The following is a 20255-nucleotide window of genomic DNA, read 5'->3' on the forward strand; positions in this document are numbered from 1 at the left end:
AGGGGCTGTGACGACCAACGGTCGTCACCCACCGGGGTAGGTCGTCACCCACTGGGGCTGAGGTCACCGCAGGGGTGAAGTCGTCGCCCATCGGGTGCGCTTTTCGGGCCACATGCGCCCTGCGACAGGCGGCTGCGACAACGTGTCGCAGGCCGAAAACGTCGAAAACTGCGTCAGATCAATGTCAATGGCTTTCTTAAATGGGCGGTGACGGCCTAAACTTGAAAGGCTGACTCTTCCCCCGTTCTCCGAACCCGTCGATCCTTGGCAGGTCGGGCCGGCTTTTGCCGGACTGGGCAGGGCGGGGTGGCATTCCCTCGCAATTGGATCGACCGATGATTCCGTTGAAAACCCTTGGACGCATGCTGCGTCCGGGCCTGCTGTTCGCACTGGCGGTGTTTCTCACCGGCTGCAACACGGCCATCCTGAATCCGAAGGGCCAGATCGGCCAGGATGAGAAGACCCTGCTGATCACGGCTGTCGTGTTGATGCTGCTGGTCGTCGTCCCGGTCATCATCATGACCCTGACGTTCGCCTGGAAGTACCGCGCTTCCAACACCAAGGCTCGCTACGAGCCGAACTGGTCGCATTCCACCGCGATCGAAGTGGTGGTCTGGTCGATCCCCTGCATGATCGTGCTGGTGCTGGCCGTGCTGACCTGGCGGTCTTCCCACGCGCTGGACCCGTATCGCCCGATTGAATCGGACGTCAAGCCGGTCGTGATCGAGGCCATCTCGCTCGACTGGAAGTGGCTGTTCGTCTATCCGGAAGAAAAGATCGCCGTGGTCAACGAGATCAAGTTCCCGGTGAACACCCCGCTGAACTTCAAGATCACCTCCGATACCGTGATGAATGCGTTCTTCATCCCGCATCTGGGCAGCATGATCTACTCGATGGCCGCGATGGAGACCAAACTCCACCTGATCGCCAACGAGACCGGTGAATTCCCGGGCATGTCCTCGCACTACAGCGGTGCCGGCTTCGCCAAGATGCATTTCACCGCCCATTCGGTTACCGAACCGGAATACCGCGCATGGGTCGACCAGGTGCGTGCCGAGCAGGGCAGCCGCCTGGACAAGACCGTGTTCAACGCGCTGGGCGCTGACCGCAACTCTGATTGGCACCCGGTGACCTACTACGGTCAGGTGGAAGACGGCCTGTTCGACTGGGTCATCGCCAAGCACATGGGTGACAACCAGCACTACGGCATGAAGCACAAGCACCCCGGTGCCGCTGCGGCTGACGCGGGCACGATGGAAAGCCACGAAGGCCACGGCCCGATGGATGACCACGAGTCCAAGGCTTCCGGCGTGAACCTGGATGCCGATGAAACCCCCAACGACGAGCACGCGGGCCACTCCGGCCACGAGGGCTCGGGAGAATGAACATGCTGGGTAAACTCTCTATTGAGTCGATCCCCCACGATCCGATCGTCCTGACGACGTTGATCGGCGCGGTTCTTGGTGGCCTGGGCGTTGTCGCCCTGATCACCAAGTTCAAGCTGTGGGGTTATCTGTGGAAGGAGTGGTTCACCTCGGTGGACCACAAGAAGATCGGCGTGATGTATCTCATCGTCGCCTTCGTCATGCTGCTGCGCGGTTTCTCCGACGCCATCATGATGCGTACCCAGCAGGCCATCGCCGTCGGCGGGTCCGAGGGTTACCTGCCGCCGCACCACTACGACCAGATCTTCACCGCCCACGGCGTGATCATGATCTTCTTCGTGGCGATGCCGCTGATCACCGGCCTGATGAACCTGGCCGTGCCGCTGCAGATCGGTGCGCGCGACGTCGCGTTCCCGTTCGTGAACTCGCTCAGCTTCTGGCTGTTCGTGTCCGGTGCGGTGCTGATCATGCTGTCGCTTTGGATCGGCGAGTTCGCCGCCACCGGCTGGCTGGCATTCCCGCCCTTGTCCGGCATCGAGTACAGTCCAAGCGTCGGCATGGACTACTACATCTGGGGACTACAGGTCGCAGGCCTGGGTACCACGCTGAGCGGCATCAACTTCTTCATTACCATCCTGAAGATGCGTACGCCCAGCATGAAGCTGATGCAGATGCCGATCTTCACCTGGACCGCGCTGATCACCAACATCCTGATCGTCGCCGCCTTCCCGGTGCTGACCATCACCCTGGTGCTGCTGACCCTGGATCGTTACCTGGGCACGCATTTCTTCACCAATGACGGTGGCGGCAACGCCATGCTGTACATCAACCTGATCTGGATCTGGGGCCACCCGGAAGTCTATATCCTGGTGCTGCCGGCCTTCGGCGTGTTCTCCGAAGTGATCGCAACGTTCTCGCGCAAGGCGCTGTTCGGCTACAAGGGCATGGTGTATGCCACGGCCGCCATCGGCGTGCTGTCCTTCATCGTGTGGCTGCACCACTTCTTCACCATGGGTTCGGGTGCCAACGTCAATGCCTTCTTCGGCATAACGACGATGATCATCTCCATTCCCACCGGCGTGAAGATCTTCAACTGGCTGTTCACCATGTTCCGCGGTCGCGTGCACTTCACCTCCCCGGTGCTGTGGACCATCGGCTTCATGATCACCTTCGTCATCGGCGGCATGACCGGCGTGATGCTGGCGATTCCGGCCATCGACTTCGTGCTGCACAACAGCCTGTTCCTGATCGCCCACTTCCACAACGTCATCATCGGCGGCGTGGTGTTCGGCATGTTCGCCGGCATCACCTACTGGTGGCCGAAGATGTTCGGCTTCAAGCTCAATGAGTTCTGGGGCAAGTGTGCCTTCTGGTGCTGGTTCATCGGCTTCTACGTGACCTTCATGCCGATGTACGTGCTGGGCTTCATGGGCATGACCCGTCGCCTGCAGAGCACCGTCAACCCGGCCTACGAGCCGCTGCTGCTGATCGCTGCAGGTGGTGCCTTCATCGTCGGCGCCGGCATCCTGTGCCAGGTCATCCAGATCTTCGTGTCGGTCCGCGACCGCAAGAAGAACATGGACCTGACCGGCGATCCGTGGGATGCGCGTACGCTGGAGTGGGAAACCTCTTCGCCGCCGGCCTTCTACAACTTCGGTACGCTGCCGCAGGTCACCGAGCTGGACGATTTCTGGGCACGCAAGCAGCGTGGTGAAGCCTGGCCGAAGCCGGCCAAGTACTCCGACATCCACATGCCGCGCAACACCGGCACGGGCGTGGTGATCGGTGCCTTCAGCATGGTGTTCGGCTTTGCGATGATCTGGCACATCTGGTGGCTGGCCATCATCGGCCTGGTCGGCATGATCGGCACGTTCATCTACCGCACCTTCGACAAGGACGTGGACTACTGGGTCCCGGCCGCCGAAGTGGAGCGCATCGAAAACGAACACCGCAAGCACCTGGTTGCCCAGGGCCTGGTCAAGTCGGAGCTGAAGGCATGAGCACCCATACCCCAACCGTGAACCACGGGCACGCCGCGCACGCGGCGGCCCATGGCCATGACGAGCACGAGCACCACGACACCGGCGGCAACACCGTCTTCGGTTTCTGGGTGTACCTGATGAGCGATTGCCTCATCTTCGCTTCGCTGTTCGCCACCTACGTGGTGCTGGTCGGTGGTACCGACGGCGGCCCCGGCCCGGGCGACCTGTTCGAGCTGCCGTTCGTTGCCTGGGAAACCGCGCTGCTGCTGACCTCCTCGCTGACCTTCGGCCTGGGCATGATCGCCATGCACAAGAACAAGGTCGGCCAGCTGTACCTGTGGCTGGGCATCACCTGGCTGCTGGGCTTCGGCTTCATGTGCATGGAAGTCTGGGAGTTCAACCACCTGATCCACCAGGGGTACGGTCCGGACCGCAGTGCCTTCCTGTCGGCGTTCTTCGCCCTGGTCGGTACCCACGGCCTGCACGTGAGCGCTGGCCTGCTGTGGCTGCTGGTGATGTTCATCCAGGTCAAGCAGAACGGCCTGACCGCGACCAACAAGACCCGCCTGGCGTGCCTGAGCCTGTTCTGGCACTTCCTGGACCTGATCTGGATCGGCGTGTTCTCCGTCGTCTACCTCAATGGAGCGCTGTAATGGCACATGACAACGCACACGACCATGGCCACGGCGCCGGCGGCGAAAGCCACGGCAGCGTCAAGTCGTACCTGATCGGCTTCGTGCTGGCGGTGATCCTGACCGTCATCCCGTTCTGGGTGGTGATGTCGGGTGATTTCTCCCGCACCGTCAGCGGCGTGGTGATCGCGGTGACCGCGGTACTGCAGATGCTGGTCCACCTGGTGTTCTTCCTGCACCTGGACCGCTCGTCGGAAAGCCGCTGGAACGTCAACGCAGCGGTGTTCACCGTCGTGGTGATCGGCATCATCGTCGCCGGCACCCTGTGGGTCATGCACAACATGAACGTGCACATGATGCACTGACGTCTCCGCGACGTTGCCGCAAACGAAAAGGCCACCCTTCGGGGTGGCCTTTTTGCTGGGTAGTGACGGCCGCTCGTGGTGGGTGACGACCGTTGGTCGTCACGATCCTGCCGTGTGCAAAAGCAACAGCGTGACGACCAACGGTCGTCACCCACCCTCCACCAAGAGAGCCCTCAGGCGACCTTGCGCAGGAACTCGTCCGCGGCCATCGGGCGACCCAGGTGGTAGCCCTGCAGCTGGTCGCAGCCCAGGCTGCTGAGGTAGTCGCGCTGGCCGGCGGTTTCCACGCCCTCGGCGACCACGTTGAACTGCAGCGAGCGGCCCAGTGCCACGATCGAGGACACGATCGCCGCATCTTCGGCGTTGTCTTCCAGGTCGCGCACGAAGGCGCGGTCGATCTTCAGTTCGGTGGCCGGCATGCGCTTGAGGTACAGCAGGCTGGAGTACCCGGTGCCGAAATCATCGATGGAAATCCGCACGCCCAGCGCGGTCAGCGCGTTGAGGATCTGCAGGCTGGTTTCCACGTTCTTCATCGCCGTGGTTTCGGTGATTTCCAGGGTCAGCCGGCTGGCATCCAGCCCATGCCGTTCCAGCGTTTCCTTCACCGTTTCCACCAGTCCGGGCGCGGCGAACTGCAACGGCGACAGGTTCACCGCCATCGTCCAGTGCGGGTTGCCGGCGTCGTGCCACGCACGCAGCTGCGCGCAGGCCTGGTCCAGTACCCAGTCACCGATCGGCAGGATCAGGCCGCTGCGTTCGGCGATCGGGATGAAGATGTCCGGCGCCAGCATGCCCAGCTCCGGGTGCTGCCAGCGCAGCAGGGCTTCAGCGCCCACCGCCGGGGTGCCGGCGGCCACGAACTTGGGCTGGTAGTGCAGCAGCAGCTCGCCGCGTTCGGTCGCCTTGCGCAGGTCCTGCAGCAGCCGCAGCTGGCGGTTGGCGCTGACCTGCATGGACGGGGTAAAGAAGGTGTAGCCGTTCCGCCCTCCCTGCTTGGTGTGGTACATCGCCGCATCGGCGTTGGCCATCAGTTCGCGCTCGTCGCCGGCGTCTTCCGGATAGAGCGCGATGCCCAAACTGGCGGTGACCTGCAGTTCGGCTGCCTCGATCAGGAAGGGCTCGGCCACGGCGGCGATGATGCGCTCTGCCACCACCACCGCATCGTCGGGTTCGTCGATGGCCAGCACGATCACGAACTCGTCGCCCCCCAGGCGCGCCAGGGTGTCCTGCGGCCGCAGCAGCGAGCCGATGCGCTGGCTCACCTTGACCAGCAGGCGGTCGCCGAGCTGGTGGCCGTAGGCATCGTTGACGGTCTTGAAGCCGTCGAGGTCGCAGAACATCACCGCCACCGCGTGGTTGCGCCGGCGTGCTTTTTCGATCGACTGTTCGATGCGATCCTGCAGCAGCGAACGGTTCGGCAGCTGGGTCAGCGGATCGTGCAGCGCGGCCTGCAGCAGCTTGTCATTGGCGCGTTCCAGCGACTCGGCCAGCAGGCCGGTACGTTCGCGCATCTGGCGGTCGAACAGCGAAGCCACCAGCGCGATGCCGATGGTGCCCAGGGTAGTGACGATGACCAGTACCGCCAGCCACTGCGCATCGATGCCGCCGTCGATCACCGCCCCGCACAGGCTGTCGGCCGGGAAGCGGGCAGCGGCCATGCCGGTGTAGTGCATGCCGACGATGGCCAGGCCCATCACCAGCGAGGCGGCGCCGCGCAGGCGACGGGTATTGCGGCCTTCAACGCGCAGGCGGAAGGCGATCCACAGCGCCGCGCCGGCCGCACCGATGGCGATCAGCAGGGAGGCGGTGAACCACAGCGGGTCGTAATCGATGCCCGGCTGCATGCGCATCGCGGCCATCCCCAGGTAATGCATCGCGGCGATGCCCAGGCCCATCAACACCGCGCCGGCGGCCAGCCGGCGGGTCGGCAGCTGCGGGCGCGAGACCAGCCACAGCGCATACGCCGACGCGCCCACCGATACCGCCAGCGAGTACAGGGTGATGGCAAGGTCGAAGCCGACCGGGATAGGCAGCTTGAAGGCCAGCATGCCGATGAAGTGCATCGACCAGATGCCCAGGCCCATCGCAGCGGCGCCGCCGGCCAGCCACCAGCGCGCGACGCGCCCTTGCGCGGTGGCCAGTCGGCCTGCCATGTCCAGCGCCGTGTAGGAGGCCAGCACGGCCACCAGCAGCGAGAAAAAGACGAGGCTCTGGCTGTAGCTGCCAGTCATGGGAAATCCTTGGAAAATGAGAGGGCGCGCAGGGCGGCGCACATGGTATCGGCCGTTCGGTGCCGAACCTGAGCGGAACATCACGCTGCCGTCCCCCGATCGCCAGGGCCGGTCGCAGCGGTTGCGACGGGGCTCGGCTATGCTCGCCATCCAACGCGCAACCGGAATGATCATGGCCAAGAGCCGCACCGCCTACGTCTGCAGCGAATGTGGCGCCGACTACAGCAAATGGCAGGGCCAGTGCACCGAGTGCAAGGCCTGGGACACGCTGTCGGAAATCGTCGTGGAAAGCGCGGCCGCCGCCGGCGCCCCGGCCTCCCGGCGCAGTGGCTGGGCCGGCAAGATCGATCCGCCCAAGGTCACCGCATTGAAGGACGTGGCGCAGACCGACCACATCCGCGTCACCACCCGCATCGGCGAGTTCGACCGGGTGCTCGGCGGTGGCCTGGTGGAGGGCGCGGTGGTGCTGGTCGGCGGTGACCCGGGCATCGGCAAGTCGACCCTGCTGCTGCAGGCGGTGGCCCTGATGGCGGCCGAACTGCCGGTGCTGTACGTCACGGGCGAGGAATCACTGGCCCAGGTAGCCGGTCGCGCGCACCGCCTGGAGCTGCCGCTGGAGGGCGTCAACGCGCTGGCCGAAACCTGCGTGGAGACCATCCTGCAGCATGCCGGCAAGGCCAAGCCGCGGCTGATCGTGGCCGACTCCATCCAGACCCTGTGGACCGAATCGCTGACCGCCGCGCCGGGTTCGGTCAGCCAGGTGCGCGAAAGCGCCGCGCGGCTGGTGCGCTTTGCCAAGGAAACCGGCACCGCGGTGTTCCTGGTCGGCCACGTGACCAAGGAAGGCGGCATCGCCGGCCCGCGCGTGCTGGAGCACATGGTCGATGCGGTGCTGTATTTCGAAGGCGAGAGCGGCAGCCGCTTCCGCCTGCTGCGCGCGTTCAAGAACCGCTTCGGTGCGGTCAACGAATTGGGCGTGTTCGCGATGGGCGACAAGGGCCTGAAAGAGGTCTCCAACCCTTCGGCGATCTTCCTGTCCGGCGGCAGCACGCGCCAGCCGGGATCCTGCGTGATGGTCACCCGCGAGGGCACGCGGCCGTTGCTGGTGGAGGTGCAGGCGCTGGTGGACGCCTCGCCGCTGTCCAACCCGCGCCGCGTGGCGGTGGGCCTGGAACAGAACCGGCTGGCGATGCTGCTGGCGGTGCTGCATCGCCATGGCGGGGTGCTGGTCGGCGACCAGGACGTGTTCGTCAACGTGGTCGGCGGCATCCGCGTGCAGGAAACCGCGGCCGATCTGCCGGTGTTGCTGGCGGTGCTGTCATCGCTGCAGGACCGCGCGCTGGCGGAGAAGACGATCGCCTTCGGCGAAGTGGGTCTGTCCGGCGAAATCCGCCCGGTCCCCAACGGCGAGGACCGCCTGCGCGAAGCGGCCACCCATGGCTTCAAGCGCGCGATCGTGCCCAAGGCCAACGCACCCAAGGGCGGCACGGTCAAAGGCATGGAAGTGATCGCGGTCGAGCGCCTGTCCGAGGCGCTGGAAGCGGCTGCGCAGTAGCGGTAGCGCCGAGCCACGCCCGGCGGCTTCCTCGAACGTGGCGGGCGTGTCCGCCGAGCACGGCTCGGCGCTACCGGCTCCGGATCAGAATGCGTGCGCATACAACCCGCCGTTTTTACCGGGTCGTATGCCCGAAGACCAGTTCGATCACGAACTGGCTGCCGAAGAACGCCAGCAGCAACAACAGCATCGCGCTCAGGGTCCAGTGCACGGCCTTCAGCCCGCGCCAGCCGTAACGACGGCGGCCGATCAGCAGCACGCCGAACACGACCCACGACAGCACGCTGAGCACGGTCTTGTGCACCAGTTTCTGCGCCAGCAGGTCATCGACGAACAGTACGCCGGTCACCAGCGTCAGGGTCAACAGGAAGAAACCGACGGTGATCACCCGGAACAGCAGCGATTCCAGGTCCGCCAGCGGCGGCAGGGCACGCAGCCAGGGACGGAATTCGCGGCGGCGCAGGGCGCGTTCCTGCAGCCACTGCATGATCGCCAGCAGCGCGGCGATGCTCAGCGTGGCGTAGGACAGCAGCGCCAGCCAGGCGTGGGTGGCCAGCCGCCAGCCCAGCTCCTTGCTCGGTTCATGCCCATAGCCGTGGTAGGCGGCCAGCAGCACCACCGCCAGCGGGAACACCACCACGCCGAGTGCGGCCATGCGGCCACGCGCGCCGACCAGCGAGGTCAGCCCGGCCATGCCCAGGCCCACCAGCGACAGCGCGGCGAAGAAGTGCATGTCCGGCCCGCCGGCGTTCTGCAGCGCCACCTGTACGTGGTAGCCGGCGTGCAGCAGCATCGCCGGCACCGCCGCGGCCAGCCAGCCGCGGCCCGGGCGGGGCGCATCGCTGCCGACCGCGCGCACCAGCAGGGCGGTGGCGGTCAGGTAGAGCAGGGCTGCGATGAGAACGATTGTCATCGTAGAAGTTTCGCACACCCCCAACGCAGTGGCGACGGCCCATCGCGCGCGCCCGGGTCGCCGGGGCGACCGGCTATACTGTCTGCCTCATTGTCCCCCGTTCCAGACAGGTTGCATCGCATGTTCGAGTCCCTGACCCAGCGCCTTTCCGGCACCATCGAGCGCCTGCGCGGCCGCGGCCGCCTGACCGAGGAAAACATCCGCGACGCCACCCGCGAGGTGCGCATCGCGCTGCTGGAAGCCGACGTCGCCCTGCCGGTGGTGCAGGCGCTGATCGAACGCATCAAGGAGCGTGCGGTCGGCCAGGAAGTGCTGAAGTCGCTGACCCCGGGCCAGGCCCTGATCAAGGTCGTCCGCGATGAACTGACCAACGTGATGGGCGCCGAAGCCAGCGACCTGAACCTCAACGTGCCGGCCCCGGCGATCATCCTGATGGCCGGCCTGCAGGGTGCGGGCAAGACCACCACGGTGGGCAAGCTTGCCAAGCACCTGAAGGAAAAGCGCAAGAAGAAGGTGATGGTGGTGTCGGCCGACGTCTACCGTCCGGCCGCGATCGAGCAGCTGAAGACGCTGGCCGAACAGGTCGGCGTGCTGTTCTTCGCCTCCAGCGCCGACCAGAAGCCGGACGCCATCGTGCGCGCGGCGATCGATGACGCCCGCAAGTCCTTCGTGGACGTGCTGATCGTCGATACCGCCGGCCGCCTGGCGATCGACGAAGCGATGATGGCCGAGATCAAGGCCCTGCACGCGGCGGTCAACCCGGCCGAAACCCTGTTCGTGGTCGATGCGATGACCGGCCAGGATGCGGCCAACACCGCCAAGGCCTTCGGCGATGCCCTGCCGCTGACCGGCGTGGTGCTGACCAAGACCGACGGTGACGCCCGTGGTGGTGCCGCGCTGAGCGTGCGTTACATCACCGGCAAGCCGATCAAGTTCGTCGGTGTCAGCGAAAAGCCGGACGGCCTGGATGTGTTCCATCCGGACCGTATCGCCAGCCGCATCCTGGACATGGGCGACGTGCTGTCGCTGGTGGAGCAGGTCGAGCAGCAGGTCGACAAGGACAAGGCGCAGAAGCTGGCCGAGAAGGTCGCCAAGGGCAAGAAGTTCGATCTGAACGACATGCGCGACCAGCTGGAACAGATGCAGAACATGGGCGGCATCGGTGGCCTGATGGACAAGCTGCCGGGCCTGGGGCAGATCCCCGAGCACCTCAAGGCGCAGGTCAGCCAGGGCAAGGAAGTGCCGCGCATGATCGCCATCATCAGTTCGATGACCAAGAAGGAACGGCGCAATCCGGGCCTGCTCAATGGGTCGCGCCGTGCCCGCATCGCGCGCGGTTCGGGCACCCAGCCGGCCGACGTCAACAAGCTGATGAAGCAGTACATGCAGATGGAAAAGATGATGAGCAAGATGGCCGGCGGCGGCATGAAGGGCATGATGCGCAGCATGAAGGGCATGATGGGCGCCATGGGCGGCCGCGGCCTGCCGTTCCGCTGATGCCGGATGGCCCCGCACGGACTCCTGAAAAGAGGCTCGATGCATGCGTGATGATGGAATTGCCGGCCGCGTAGAACGCTTCTGCCAACGCTTCAACCTGCAGCTGCCGATCCTGCTGGCGCCGATGGCCGGCGCCTGTCCGGTGCCGCTGTCGGCGGCGCTGGCAACCGCCGGCAGCATGGGGGCGATGGGCGCCGTGCTTTCCCCGGCGGCCGATATCGGTCGCTGGATGGATGACTTCCGCAGCCGCAGCAGCGGCCCGGCGCAGGTGAACCTGTGGATTCCCGACGCCCCGGCGCTGCGCGATGTGCACGCCGAAGCGGCGACCCGCGCGCTGCTGGCGCAGTGGGGGCCGGAGGTGCCGGCCGGTGCCGGCGATGCCGGTCCGGCCGACTTCGATGAACAGTTCAACGCCGTGCTGGCCGCGCGTCCGGCCGTGCTGTCCACCATCATGGGCGTGCTCGGCGAGGGCCAGGTGCAGCAGTTGAAGCAGGCCGGCATTGCCTGGATCGCGTGTGCGACCACCCTGGCTGAAGCGCGTGAGGCGCAGGCAGCCGGTGCCGATGCCGTGGTGGCGCAGGGCTTCGAGGCCGGCGGACACCGCGGCGCGTTTGATCCGGCGCAGGCCGAACGCCAGCTGGTGGGCCTGTTCTCGTTGTTGCCGCGCCTGGTCGACCATCTGGATATCCCGGTGATCGCCGCGGGCGGTATCGCCGACGGCCGCGGCATCGCCGCCGCGCTGACCCTGGGCGCCAGCGCGGTGCAGATCGGCACCGCGTTCCTGCGGACCCCGGAGGCGGCGATCGCGCCGGCATGGGCCGACGCGCTGGCGGCCAGTGAACCGGAAGATACCTGGCCCACGCGTGCCTTCAGTGGCCGGCTGGGACGCGGGCTGGCCACCGATTACGTCCGTGCTGCGGCCGCCGCCGATGCGCCGCCGCCGCGGCCGTACCCGGTGCAGCGCGGGCTGACCGCTGCGATGCGTTCGCAGGCTGCGCATGAGAACCGATTGGCATCGATGCAGGCCTGGGCCGGGCAGTCGGCGTGGATGGCGCCTGCAGAACCGGCCGCTGCCGTGCTGCAGCGCTGGTGGCAGGACGCGCAGGCGCGCCTGTGAGCGCGACGGGCAGCAGCGCGCTGTTCTGCAATGGCCAGCCGGCCGATGCGGCGGCGTTGGGCGCGGCCCTGGTCAACTACGGCCACTTCACTTCGCTGCAGGTGCGCGGCCATGCGGTGCAGGGCCTGGACCTGCACCTGCAGCGCTTGGCCCATGCAACCCAGGCGCTGTTCGGCAGCGTGCTGGATGAGGGCCAGGTGCAGCGCTGGATGGCGCAGGCGCTGCACCTGGCCGGCGTGGCCGATGCATCGCTGCGGGTGACGGTGTTTTCCCGCGCTTTTGATTTCCGCGCCCCGCTCGCCACTGTGGCTGCGGACGTGCTGGTGGCGGTGTCCGCGCCCGTGCGGCTGAGCGCTGCGCGCGCTGTCTGCAGCGTGCGGTATCAGCGCGACCTCCCGGCGATCAAGCACGTGGGTACCTTCGGCCTGTTCCAGCAACGGCGCGAGGCGATGGCCGCCGGCTTCGACGATGCGCTGTTCCTGACCGCGGAAGGACTGGTCAGTGAAGGCAGCACCTGGAATATCGCACTGCATGATGGGCAGCAGCTGGTATGGCCGCAGGCCCCGGCGCTGCGTGGTACCGCCGAGGCGCTGCTGCGGCAGCATTGGGAGCAGCCGCAGGTGGTGAGGGCGGTCGACTCCGTGGAGCTGGACGCAATACAGGCGGCATTTGCCTGCAATGCCAGCGGGATCTGGCCGCTGGCGACCATTGATGGCCGCGCGCTGGCAGGATCCGAAGCCCTGGCGGGGCAGGGCAGGGCGGTGATGGCCGGGGTGCCGTGGCAGCCGCTGCGGGCGTGAAGGGCCGGAAAGGCAGGCTGGGGTTGGCTTGGGCCGAACCTGCCGCTATAATCGTCGGCTTACCGCGCCATCCTGGCGACTGGGTTACATAGGAAAATACACCATGGTCAAGATTCGACTGACCCGCGGCGGCGCCAAGAAGCGTCCGTTCTACCACATCATCGTGACCGACGTCCGTAGCGCCCGCGACGGCCGCAACATCGAGCGCGTCGGTTTCTACAACCCGGTTGCACAGGGTGCCGAGAAGCGCATCGAGCTGGACCTGGCCCGCGTTGACCATTGGGTCAAGAACGGCGCCCAGCCGACCGACAAGGTCCGCAACCTGATCAAGGAAGCGACCAAGTCCCAGGCCGCTGCGGCCTGATCTTGAAGGGCCGCGCCCGTCGCGGCCCATCTGGCATACGCAGATGAAAGATATCGAGCGCCGGATCCTGCTGGGCAGGGTTGCCGGCGCTTTTGGTGTGCGCGGCGAACTTAAGCTCGAGTCCTGGACCGAGCCGCGTTCTGCCATCTTCAATTACCAGCCGTGGATCGTGGTCAGCCCCTCGGGGCAGGAATCCACGGTTTCCGGCGTCCGCGGCCGCGATACCGGCAAGCACCTGATTGCCCGGTTCCCGGACGTGGATGACCGCGACGTGGTCGAGGCCATGCGCGGTACCGAGGTCTACGTGGCACGCAGTTCGCTGCCGCCGCCGAAGCCGGACGAGTACTACTGGGTCGACCTGGAAGGCCTGGACGTCAAGACCGTCGAGGGGGTATCGCTGGGCCAGGTGTCGCACCTGTTCTCCACCGGTTCCAACGACGTGCTGGTCACCCGCGGCGACCGTGAGCGGATGATCCCGTTCGTCCAGCCGGAGTTCGTCAAGTCCGTGGACTTCGATGCCAACCTGGTCATCGTCGACTGGGATCCGGACTTCTGATGCGGTTCGACGTCATCACCCTGTTCCCGGAATTCCTTGCCCAGTCCGCCGGACTGGGCGTGGTCGGCCGGGCGCAGGAAAAAGCGTTGTTCAGCCTGCACGGCTGGAACCCGCGTGATTACGCCGAAGGCAACTACCGTCGCGTGGACGATCGTCCGTTCGGCGGCGGGCCGGGCATGGTGATGCTGATCGAACCGCTGCAGGCCTGCCTGTCCGCGGTTCGCGCGGCGGACCCGACCCCGGCGCCGGTGATCTACCTGAGTCCGCAGGGACGCCCGTTGACCCAGGCCAAGGTGCGCGAACTGGCGGCGCTGCCGCGCATGATCCTGCTCTGTGGCCGCTACGAAGGCATCGACGAGCGCTTCCTGGCCGGCGCGGTCGACGAGGAAATTTCCCTCGGCGATTACGTGCTGTCCGGCGGAGAGCTGGGTGCGGCGGTGATCATCGACGCCGTCGCCAGGCTGCAGGAGGGCGCGTTGAACGACGCCGAATCCGCCGCCCAGGACAGCTTCGAAGGGGAACTGGGGCTGCTCGATTGCCCGCATTTCAGCCAGCCGGCCCAGCATCCGCTGGGCGACGTGCCGAATGTGCTGCGTTCGGGCAACCATGCCGCCATCGCCAACTGGCGCAGGCAGCAGTCGCTGCTGCGGACCTGGCAGCGACGGCCGGAACTGTTTGACGAGTCCACCCTGAACAAGGCCGACCGGAAGCTGCTGGCGCAGGCCCGGGACGGACTGGAAAGCGACAAGACCCCCTAGCAAGGGCGTCCCGTATTGGGATATCATTGCGAATTACCATCGCCCGTACTGGTCGATGTGCTCCATACATAATAAACGTGCGGCACAGTCCAGTGACCGCATGAGCCCTACGCTGTCGAATGACACGCCCACCCGAACATATGAATCGGTGTAACCCATGAGCAAGCTGAACAAAACCATTCTCGCGGACTTCGAAGCCGCCCAGATCACCCGCGAACTGCCGAAGTTCAGCCAGGGCGACACCATCGTCGTGAACGTGAAGGTGAAGGAAGGCAACCGTGAGCGCGTCCAGGCCTACGAAGGCGTTGTGATCGCGACCAAGAACGGCGGCCTGAACTCCTCGTTCACCGTGCGCAAGATCTCGCACGGCTACGGCGTCGAGCGCGTCTTCCAGACCCACAGCGCCATCATCGACTCGGTCGAAGTGAAGCGTCGTGGTAAGGTCCGCGCCGGCAAGCTGTACTACCTGCGTGGCCTGGAAGGCAAGGCTGCCCGCATCAAGGAAGATCTGGCTGCTGCTGCACAGGCGAAGATCGCCCGTCTGGCTGCCAAGGCTGCCCAGTAATATCTGCCGACAACTCCGGTTGTCGCCGCAACGGCCGCCTTCGGGCGGCCGTTTGCGTTTGCGCCCGCGCAGCGGCTATGTTCCGGGGATGAATACGTCTACTCCCCCGATTTCCGAACGCTATCCGCCACAGGTGCGCCACGCGCTGCAGCAGCTGGACGCCGCTGGCGTGAAACGCTCGATGTCCGCGCCGCCGCTGTACCGCCTGTTCTGGCGGCTGGGTTGGGGCGTTGCCCCCCCGATCCTGACCGGCTTCGCCACCAATGTACTGACCACCGGTGCGTGGTTCGGCATCGGCTGGGGCACGGTGATGTGGCTGATGCTGTGGCGCAGTACCGGCATGACCGGGCTGGGCATGGTCACCACGGCCGTGCTGGCCGGATTGGCATTCGGCGTGCTGATGGCAGTCATGCTGCGCTACCAGCGCCAGCGCCTCGGCCTGCCGCTGTGGAAAGACATCGCGCCCTGACGCCAGCCGTACAACCTTCGGTAGCGCCGACCCATGGTCGGCGAGCCCAGCGGGACATGGCCGCCTGCGGGCAGCCTCAGCGCGGCGGTGCGGCCGGCGATACCGCTGCCGGTGCGGCGATTTCCAGCGCGGCATCCGGATCGGCCACCGGCGACGGCGGACTGGCCGGGACTTCGGCCGGCGTGCCATGCGCGGGGCTGTCCAGCATCCTGGCCTTGCGCCATCCGCCCCAGCGGTAATAGGCCAGCGACAGCAGCATCGACACCAGTGAGCTGGCCGGGAAACTCCACCAGATCGCATCCACGCCCAGGTACGGCTGCAGCAGTTCGGCAAAGGGCACCCGCACGCCCCACAGTGACCCGGCCAGGATCAGCAGCGGCGCCAGCACTGCGCCGGTGGAGCGCACCACGCCGGAGATCACGAAGCTGACGCCGAAGAACAGGAACGACCACACCGCGATGTGGTTGAGATGTCGTGCCGCCTGCAGCGCCTGGCTGCCATCGGGCAGGAACAGCGCCAGCGTGTAGCGGTCAAGCAGGATCAACGGCGCGATCAGCACGCCGGTCAGCAGGAAATTGAACAGCACGCCCTGGCGCGCGGTGGCCCGCACGCGGCCCCACAACTGCGCACCGACATTCTGCGCGGCCATCGACGAACACGCCGCACCAATCGCCATCGCCGGCATCTGCACGTAGGTCCACAACTGCAACGATGCACCGTAGGCGGCGGCGGTATCGGTTCCGTACTGGTTGACCATGGTCATCAGCATGATCATCGACAGCGAGATCAGCACCATCTGCAGGCCCATCGGCACACCCTTCATCACCAGCGCCTTCAGGATCGGCAGATCGACCTTGAACAGCGCCATGTCCTTGCGCCCCAGCCACAGCACGTGGCGCTTGTGGCGCATGTACAGCAGCAGCGCGATCAACGACAGCGTCTGCGCGATCAGCGTGGCCCACGCGGCACCGGCAATGCCCAGTTCCGGCAGCGGGCCCAGGCCGAAGATCAGCAGCGGGTTGAACACGATATCCAGTGCCACGGACACCAGCAGGAAGCGGAACGGGGTACGCGAATCGCCCGCGCCGCGCATCGCCGCGCTGAGGAAAGCGAACGCGTACAGCGTGGGCATCGCCAGGAAGATGACCTTCAGGTAGGCCTCGGCCAGCGGCAGCGACGGGGCCGGCGTGCCCATCGCCGCCAGCAGCGGGTGGGCGAGGAACCAGCCGGCCACCGCGATCACCACCGACAGGCCGATGAAGAAGGTCGCGCTGGTGCCCATCACCCGCCGGGCCTGGCCGATGTCCTTGGCACCCATCGCCTGGCCGATCAGGATGGTCGAGGCCATCCCGATGCCGAACACCGAGCCGATCAGGAAGAACATGATGTTGTTGGCGTTGGCCGTCGCGGTCAGTGCCGCTTCGCCGAGGAAACGCCCGACCCAGACCGCGTTGACCGAGCCGTTCAGCGACTGCGCGATGTTGCCCGCCAGGATCGGCAGCGAGAACAGCAGCAGGTTGCGCCCGATCGGGCCGGAAGTGAGGTCGAGCGGCGCTTTTGCCATGGGTCGGAGATCATGCGGGCGTGCGCGCACACTAGCACCTGACGGGTCTGCAGGATGTGCCGGTGAATCATTCACCGGCCGCGGCCGCACCCCAGGCGCGGCGACGCTTGATTGCGCGGTGCACGGCCACATCTCCTGATCAGACGTGCCCCCCCAACTGCTGATGGAGCAACCCCTGTCGATGACCGAGCTTTCCCTGCCGCAGCCCAGCGTCCGCCTGGATATCTGGTTGTGGGCGGCACGATTCTTCAAGACCCGGAGCCTGGCCAAGCAGGCAATTGAAACCGGCAAGGTGGCCGTGTCCGGCCAGCGGCCGAAGTCTTCGCGCGCGGTACGGGTCGGCGAGCAGTTGACCATCGAGCGCGGTGAAGAGCATTTCGAGATCGCGGTGGCCGCGTTGAGCGACCAGCGCGGTCCGGCACCGGTGGCCCAGCAGCTGTATGCGGAAACCGAGGCATCCCAGGCGCGTCGTGCCGAACAGCGTGCAGTGCGCATTGCCGCGCGCGATGGCTACAAGGCTCCGGAGCACAAGCCGGACAAGCGGGCGCGCAAATTGATCCGGGCGCTGGGGGATCTGGACGCGCTTTGAGCGCGCGGTGGCCGCGAGCCGCCTGTCTTCAACCGGGGCGGGGAAGGCTGCGCAAGAACGTGTCCAAGCTGATGCTACGGACCTGCGCGGCGGCCAGGTGCCTGGGTTTGCGAAAATTACGAGACAGCCGACGGTAGGTGTCGTGCTCTTTGTCGAAAACCACGTTCTGGCGGGCGAGGACCCTGCTCAAGCGCGCTTCGCATCCCTTGGTCGAGCACGCATCCTGTGCCGGCGCATGCAGCACCAGCAGCCAGCACTCGAGGGAGTGGACGCAGATTGCCATGATGGTCTGGTCGCGTATTTCTTCCCAGACCTCGCCGAATCGATCGACTATTATCGCCTTGGCGGCGGTGATTAAACCGGTTTCATCTATGTCTACGCCATTCTCGGTCAAGGCCAGACCGAAATTCCGCTGCTCACCGACGTCGGTATCGATTTGAACGATCAGGTAGTCGCTATAAGCCAGGGCGTTGCGGGCGACGTCAGGGGTGCTACATTTTTCCAGCACGCGCTCCCAGCCCGCGAAGTTGCCTTGCAGTGACTCGTCCGTCTTGTCCCTTATGGGCTGGACGAACGTGAAATCGCATTCTATGTCCGGATCCAAGCGCTTGTAATGCCCTGCCACGATGGCCTCAAGTGCAGCTTGGTCCGTAATGCCTTCAGTGATCAGCGCAAAGCTCAGATCCATGGTCAGAAATTCTTCGGCAGGCCACCAAGATAGCCATCGATGAAGGCAGCGGAGAGCTTCATCGTACTGGCACGGCCTTCCTTCTGCTGGATGCGTTTGATCCGTGTCTCGCCTTCCTCGTTGCGCGAGATCACAAACAGACGCTGATCGTCATCATTGAGGTCCAAACCATCGAGCGTTGCGGGATTGTGGGTAGTGAGGATCGCCTGTTTGCCGTTATCCCGGGCCAAGGTCGCCAGCTCCGAAACAAGGTGCGCGCACAACTTCGGATTGAGCGACGCGTCGACGTTGTCGATAGCGAAAAAGGCAGGAGTAAGCTGTGTCGAGAACAGGCTGAAGTAGAACAACAGGAACAGGAAGCCTTCATTGGAGCTCACTTGATTGAGCGTACCTGATTCCACACTTAGATAACGGTCGCTTATTTCAATGCTGTTGGTGTGGCTTGTATCAGCAGAAGGTACCTGCAGGTCTACGTACCAATCAAGCAGACGAAGTCGCATGCTGATATTTTTAACTACGCCTGCATGCTGCTGATCGGAGTCGAGCACTTGAAGGAACTTGAAAAGTCCCTCGCCATTGATGCCGAGTGGCTCAATTTGGCCCTCTCTCTGGAACATGCGGAGTGATGAATTCTCTGGAGAGTAGATCAGGAATTCGCGAATCGAGGCAAGGCCGGATCTGCGTGATGAGCCGGAGTAGGGGAAAACCGGGCCTGTCATCCGGAGCTGAAGCTTATTCGCCGGATCACCTTCAATGTTCGGATTTCGAGCGTCGTCAAGATACGATTCGAGTTCACGGATTTCAGCCCGCAGTAGCTCACTGTTTTCCCCCGTTACACGTTCGAGCGCAGTTCGCCTATTGGCCAACAAGGCTTCAAGGAATACGACGAGCTGCTCGCCTTCGACGCTTATTTTGGTGTCAGTCTTCCGCTCCAGCTTCCAACTTGAATAAGGTTTTTCGTCATGTCGCAAGTCAAACTCGAACGCCTCCTCATCTCGAGCCTTTACCGCGACAACGATTTTGTTCTCTGCGCTCGCGGTTTGAAGGGCGGAGCGCATGTGCCTCGGCTCAGTTGCGCGTATTCCGCGAGCCGCGAGGAACTCGTTATCGAGCTTCTCTGCCGCCGCAGCACCGGCCAGCGCAATTGCTTCCAGAATATTACTCTTGCCTGACCCGTTCTCGCCGATGAATACATTAATTCGGCCCAGCTCGAGCTTCATCTTCTTGATCGATTTGAAGTTCTCAATCTGGATTTCTTTGATCACGGGAAACACGTCCTGCAGGCCAGGCCCGATGGCCCGTTGCCCAGATTGTAGCGGGCCGCCAACTCCGAGTGTGAGAACTACCCGGAGTTCTGACCTTGAAGGCAAGAGGGCCGGACCTGTCGGTCCGACCCCGCCCTTTGCTGCCTGACTTGGTCCTGAGGACCTCAGCCGTGCAGGTCGTAGCGGTCCAGTTCCATCACCCGCGTCCAGGCGGCGACGAAATCCTGCACGAACTTCTTCTGGCCATCGGCACTGGCGTAGACCTCGGCCACCGCACGCAGCACCGAGTTGGAGCCGAACACCAGGTCGGCGCGGCTGGCGCTCCAGCGCGTGCCACCGCCATTGCGGCTGCTGCCCTCGTAGCCATCGCCGGCGGCCTTCCACTGTGTGCCCATGTCAAGCAGGTTGACGAAGAAGTCGTTGCTCAGCGTGCCGACGCGATCGGTCAGGACACCGTCCTTGCCACCGTCCACGTTGGCGCCCAGCACGCGCAGGCCGCCGACCAGTGCGGTCAGTTCCGGTGCGGTCAGGGTCAGCTGCTGGGCCTTGTCGATCAGCAGCGCTTCGGCGGGGACGCTGTAGCGGCCCTTGAGGTAATTGCGGAAGCCGTCGGCCGCCGGCTCCATCACCGCGAAGGACTCCACGTCGGTCTGTTCCTGGCTGGCATCGGTGCGGCCGGGAGTGAACGGCACGCTGATGTCATGGCCAGCGGCCTTCGCCGCCTGCTCGACACCCACGCCACCGGCCAGCACGATCAGGTCAGCGAGTGACACCTGGGCACCACCGGCGCCGTTGAAGTCGGCCTGCACGTTTTCCAGCGCGGCCAGCACCTTGGCCAGCTGCTGCGGCTGGTTGACCGCCCAGTCCTTCTGCGGGGCCAGGCGCACGCGCGCCCCGTTGGCGCCACCGCGCTTGTCACCGCCACGGAAGGTCGACGCCGACGCCCACGCAGTGGACACC

Annotated in this window: 20 protein-coding genes; 14 read left to right on the forward strand and 6 right to left on the reverse strand. The window is 65.1% G+C overall.

The window, feature by feature from the left end; genetic code table 11:
- The first annotated feature begins 335 nt into the window (after positions 1-335).
- The 4 genes from cyoA to cyoD are packed head-to-tail and all read left to right on the forward strand — an operon-like array spanning position 336 to position 4364.
- Positions 336-1385 (forward strand): ubiquinol oxidase subunit II, encoded by a 1050-nt coding sequence (gene cyoA, locus ABB28_RS13890; RefSeq protein ID WP_057509190.1) that lies wholly within the window; start codon positions 336-338, stop codon positions 1383-1385.
- A 2-nt stretch (positions 1386-1387) separates the two neighbouring features.
- On the forward strand, positions 1388-3385 hold the full coding sequence (gene cyoB / locus ABB28_RS13895; RefSeq protein ID WP_057509191.1) for a cytochrome o ubiquinol oxidase subunit I: 1998 nt from the start codon (positions 1388-1390) through the stop codon (positions 3383-3385).
- Entirely contained in the window at positions 3382-4020 is a 639-nt protein-coding gene (gene cyoC, locus ABB28_RS13900) for a cytochrome o ubiquinol oxidase subunit III (protein ID WP_057509192.1), read from the forward strand. Before cyoB ends, cyoC begins: the two co-directional genes overlap by 4 nt.
- Entirely contained in the window at positions 4020-4364 is a 345-nt protein-coding gene (cyoD, locus tag ABB28_RS13905) for a cytochrome o ubiquinol oxidase subunit IV (RefSeq protein WP_057509193.1), read from the forward strand. Before cyoC ends, cyoD begins: the two co-directional genes overlap by 1 nt.
- A 173-nt stretch (positions 4365-4537) precedes the next feature.
- Here the strand turns inward: cyoD and ABB28_RS13910 are convergent, their stop codons facing one another.
- Positions 4538-6595 carry a putative bifunctional diguanylate cyclase/phosphodiesterase gene (locus ABB28_RS13910; protein WP_057509194.1) on the reverse strand — a complete coding sequence of 686 codons (2058 nt, stop codon included), beginning with the start codon at positions 6593-6595 and terminating at the stop codon, positions 4538-4540.
- A gap of 172 nt (positions 6596-6767) precedes the next feature.
- On the opposite strand from ABB28_RS13910, the gene radA reads away from it, so the two are divergent.
- Entirely contained in the window at positions 6768-8150 is a 1383-nt protein-coding gene (gene radA / locus ABB28_RS13915; RefSeq protein WP_057509205.1) for a DNA repair protein RadA, read from the forward strand.
- Between the two features lie 115 nt (positions 8151-8265).
- Here the strand turns inward: radA and ABB28_RS13920 are convergent, their stop codons facing one another.
- Positions 8266-9063: a cytochrome C assembly family protein gene (locus ABB28_RS13920; protein WP_057509195.1), complete on the reverse strand. Its 798-nt coding sequence runs from the start codon at positions 9061-9063 to the stop codon at positions 8266-8268.
- A 120-nt stretch (positions 9064-9183) separates the two neighbouring features.
- On the opposite strand from ABB28_RS13920, the gene ffh reads away from it, so the two are divergent.
- The 8 genes from ffh to ABB28_RS13960 all read left to right on the forward strand — a co-directional run bounded on the left by ffh (position 9184) and on the right by ABB28_RS13960 (position 15189).
- Entirely contained in the window at positions 9184-10560 is a 1377-nt protein-coding gene (gene ffh, locus ABB28_RS13925; RefSeq protein ID WP_057509196.1) for a signal recognition particle protein, read from the forward strand.
- A gap of 43 nt (positions 10561-10603) precedes the next feature.
- Positions 10604-11677, forward strand: coding sequence for an NAD(P)H-dependent flavin oxidoreductase (locus tag ABB28_RS13930; protein WP_057509197.1), 1074 nt, complete (start codon positions 10604-10606; stop codon positions 11675-11677).
- Positions 11674-12477 carry an aminotransferase class IV gene (locus ABB28_RS13935; protein ID WP_425479555.1) on the forward strand — a complete coding sequence of 268 codons (804 nt, stop codon included), beginning with the start codon at positions 11674-11676 and terminating at the stop codon, positions 12475-12477. Before ABB28_RS13930 ends, ABB28_RS13935 begins: the two co-directional genes overlap by 4 nt.
- Before the next feature lie 103 nt (positions 12478-12580).
- Positions 12581-12841 carry a 30S ribosomal protein S16 gene (rpsP, locus tag ABB28_RS13940; RefSeq protein ID WP_005415733.1) on the forward strand — a complete coding sequence of 87 codons (261 nt, stop codon included), beginning with the start codon at positions 12581-12583 and terminating at the stop codon, positions 12839-12841.
- Between the two features lie 43 nt (positions 12842-12884).
- Positions 12885-13397: a ribosome maturation factor RimM gene (gene rimM / locus ABB28_RS13945; protein ID WP_042612634.1), complete on the forward strand. Its 513-nt coding sequence runs from the start codon at positions 12885-12887 to the stop codon at positions 13395-13397.
- Complete coding sequence (trmD, locus tag ABB28_RS13950) at positions 13397-14155, forward strand: tRNA (guanosine(37)-N1)-methyltransferase TrmD (protein WP_057509198.1); 759 nt, start codon at positions 13397-13399, stop codon at positions 14153-14155. Before rimM ends, trmD begins: the two co-directional genes overlap by 1 nt.
- A 157-nt stretch (positions 14156-14312) precedes the next feature.
- Entirely contained in the window at positions 14313-14720 is a 408-nt protein-coding gene (gene rplS / locus ABB28_RS13955; protein WP_057509199.1) for a 50S ribosomal protein L19, read from the forward strand.
- Positions 14721-14808: 88 nt separating this feature from the next.
- Positions 14809-15189, forward strand: a complete 381-nt coding sequence (locus ABB28_RS13960; RefSeq protein ID WP_123700395.1) for a DUF6404 family protein — start codon at positions 14809-14811, stop codon at positions 15187-15189.
- Between the two features lie 76 nt (positions 15190-15265).
- On the opposite strand, the gene ABB28_RS13965 is transcribed toward ABB28_RS13960, so the two are convergent.
- Positions 15266-16753, reverse strand: a complete 1488-nt coding sequence (locus ABB28_RS13965) for an MATE family efflux transporter (RefSeq protein WP_057509201.1) — start codon at positions 16751-16753, stop codon at positions 15266-15268.
- Between the two features lie 181 nt (positions 16754-16934).
- Here ABB28_RS13965 and ABB28_RS13970 point away from each other — a divergent pair, with 181 nt between their 5' ends.
- Positions 16935-17342, forward strand: coding sequence for an RNA-binding S4 domain-containing protein (locus ABB28_RS13970; protein WP_057509202.1), 408 nt, complete (start codon positions 16935-16937; stop codon positions 17340-17342).
- Positions 17343-17370: 28 nt separating this feature from the next.
- Here ABB28_RS13970 and ABB28_RS13975 read toward each other — a convergent pair whose 3' ends face one another.
- The 3 genes from ABB28_RS13975 to ABB28_RS13985 form a co-directional block, all read right to left on the reverse strand.
- Complete coding sequence (locus tag ABB28_RS13975; RefSeq protein ID WP_057509203.1) at positions 17371-18030, reverse strand: hypothetical protein; 660 nt, start codon at positions 18028-18030, stop codon at positions 17371-17373.
- Positions 18031-18032: 2 nt separating this feature from the next.
- Positions 18033-19295, reverse strand: a complete 1263-nt coding sequence (locus ABB28_RS13980) for an AAA family ATPase (RefSeq protein WP_057509204.1) — start codon at positions 19293-19295, stop codon at positions 18033-18035.
- Between the two features lie 164 nt (positions 19296-19459).
- Positions 19460-20255: peroxidase family protein (locus ABB28_RS13985; RefSeq protein ID WP_338063058.1), on the reverse strand; the 796-nt coding region annotated here is incomplete at its 5' end.

Origin of the sequence: Stenotrophomonas chelatiphaga (genome assembly GCF_001431535.1) — a bacterium.
GTDB lineage: Bacteria > Pseudomonadota > Gammaproteobacteria > Xanthomonadales > Xanthomonadaceae > Stenotrophomonas > Stenotrophomonas chelatiphaga.

What these genes read in the sequence shown, in the direction of transcription:
- ABB28_RS13930 (WP_057509197.1), top strand. Translation starts at nt 10,604, where the DNA reads ATGCGTGATGATGGAATTGCCGGCCGCGTAGAACGCTTCTGCCAACGC.
- cyoC (WP_057509192.1), top strand. Translation starts at nt 3,382, where the DNA reads ATGAGCACCCATACCCCAACCGTGAACCACGGGCACGCCGCGCACGCG.
- ABB28_RS13960 (WP_123700395.1), top strand. Translation starts at nt 14,809, where the DNA reads ATGAATACGTCTACTCCCCCGATTTCCGAACGCTATCCGCCACAGGTG.
- rpsP (WP_005415733.1), top strand. Translation starts at nt 12,581, where the DNA reads ATGGTCAAGATTCGACTGACCCGCGGCGGCGCCAAGAAGCGTCCGTTC.
- ABB28_RS13965 (WP_057509201.1), bottom strand. Translation starts at nt 16,753, where the DNA reads ATGGCAAAAGCGCCGCTCGACCTCACTTCCGGCCCGATCGGGCGCAAC.
- ABB28_RS13975 (WP_057509203.1), bottom strand. Translation starts at nt 18,030, where the DNA reads ATGGATCTGAGCTTTGCGCTGATCACTGAAGGCATTACGGACCAAGCT.
- rimM (WP_042612634.1), top strand. Translation starts at nt 12,885, where the DNA reads ATGAAAGATATCGAGCGCCGGATCCTGCTGGGCAGGGTTGCCGGCGCT.
- cyoD (WP_057509193.1), top strand. Translation starts at nt 4,020, where the DNA reads ATGGCACATGACAACGCACACGACCATGGCCACGGCGCCGGCGGCGAA.
- radA (WP_057509205.1), top strand. Translation starts at nt 6,768, where the DNA reads ATGGCCAAGAGCCGCACCGCCTACGTCTGCAGCGAATGTGGCGCCGAC.
- trmD (WP_057509198.1), top strand. Translation starts at nt 13,397, where the DNA reads ATGCGGTTCGACGTCATCACCCTGTTCCCGGAATTCCTTGCCCAGTCC.
- ABB28_RS13920 (WP_057509195.1), bottom strand. Translation starts at nt 9,063, where the DNA reads ATGACAATCGTTCTCATCGCAGCCCTGCTCTACCTGACCGCCACCGCC.
- ABB28_RS13910 (WP_057509194.1), bottom strand. Translation starts at nt 6,595, where the DNA reads ATGACTGGCAGCTACAGCCAGAGCCTCGTCTTTTTCTCGCTGCTGGTG.
- cyoA (WP_057509190.1), top strand. Translation starts at nt 336, where the DNA reads ATGATTCCGTTGAAAACCCTTGGACGCATGCTGCGTCCGGGCCTGCTG.
- rplS (WP_057509199.1), top strand. Translation starts at nt 14,313, where the DNA reads ATGAGCAAGCTGAACAAAACCATTCTCGCGGACTTCGAAGCCGCCCAG.
- ffh (WP_057509196.1), top strand. Translation starts at nt 9,184, where the DNA reads ATGTTCGAGTCCCTGACCCAGCGCCTTTCCGGCACCATCGAGCGCCTG.
- cyoB (WP_057509191.1), top strand. Translation starts at nt 1,388, where the DNA reads ATGCTGGGTAAACTCTCTATTGAGTCGATCCCCCACGATCCGATCGTC.
- ABB28_RS13970 (WP_057509202.1), top strand. Translation starts at nt 16,935, where the DNA reads ATGACCGAGCTTTCCCTGCCGCAGCCCAGCGTCCGCCTGGATATCTGG.